The sequence below is a fragment of the Schaalia naturae genome, assembly GCF_042665795.1.
In the GTDB taxonomy this organism is placed as follows: Bacteria; Actinomycetota; Actinomycetes; order Actinomycetales; family Actinomycetaceae; genus Pauljensenia; species Pauljensenia naturae.
On the sequence record NZ_JBHTEF010000009.1, the window covers coordinates 1 to 1,162 of the forward strand.

At 67.0% G+C, this 1,162-nt stretch carries 1 protein-coding gene; it reads left to right on the top strand.

The features are described from left to right. Positions 1 to 1,091 (top strand): threonine--tRNA ligase (gene thrS / locus ACFQWG_RS14125; RefSeq protein WP_380976510.1); only part of this gene is annotated, 1,091 nt, incomplete at its 5' end. Positions 1,092 to 1,162: the final 71 nt, after the last annotated feature.

A 1,162-nucleotide genomic window follows, 5' to 3' on the forward strand; every position in this document is an offset into this window, starting at 1 on the left:
ACGAGTTCGTCTACTCGCCGCACATCACCAAGGGCCAGTTGTTCGAGACCTCGGGCCACCTGGACTGGTACGCCGACGGCATGTACCCGCCCATGCACCTGGACGAGGAGCGTGGCGCGGACGGCCAGATCCGCAAGCAGGGTCAGGACTACTACCTGAAGCCGATGAACTGCCCGATGCACAACCTGATCTTCAGTGCGCGCGGCCGCTCGTACCGCGAGCTGCCGCTGCGGCTGTTCGAGTTCGGCACGGTGTACCGGCTGGAGAAGTCCGGCGTCATCCACGGGATGACCCGGGCCCGTGGGTTCACGCAGGACGACGCGCACATCTACTGCACGCGTGAGCAGATGCGCGACGAGCTTCGCGACCTGCTGACGTTCGTGCTCGGTCTGCTGGCCGACTACGGTCTCGACGACTTCTACCTGGAGCTGTCGACGAAGAACCCGGAGAAGTTCGTCGGGTCCGACGAGGTCTGGGAAGAGGCGACCAACACGCTGCGCGAGGTCGCCGAGGGTTCCGGTCTCGAGCTGGTCCCGGACCCGGGCGGCGCCGCGTTCTACGGCCCGAAGATCTCCGTGCAGGCCCGGGACGCGATCGGCCGGACCTGGCAGATGTCGACGATCCAGCTGGACTTCAACCTGCCGGAGCGGTTCGAGCTGGAGTACACCGCGCCGGACGGTTCGCGGCAGCGGCCGGTGATGATCCACCGCGCGCTGTTCGGTTCGATCGAACGGTTCGTCGCGGTCCTGGTCGAGCACTACGCCGGCGTCTTCCCGCCGTGGCTGGCGCCGGTCCAGGTGATCGGCATCCCGATCACCGACGGCCACGTCGACTACCTGTACGACGTCGCCCAGCAGCTGAAGTCGCAGGGGATCCGGATCGAGGTCGACTCCTCCGACGACCGGATGCAGAAGAAGATCCGGAACGCCCAGAAGTCGAAGGTCCCGTTCATGCTGATCGCGGGCGACGACGACATGGCCGCGGGGTCGGTGTCGTTCCGCTACCGCGACGGCACGCAGAAGAACGGCGTACCGGTCGCGGACGCGATCGCCGAGATCGTCGAGGCCGTCGCCCGGCGCGTCCAGGTATGACGGGCGTCCAGGTATGACGGATACCCGGAGTCGCCGTACCAGCCTGAGGAGCTGGTGCGGCAGGACGGGGT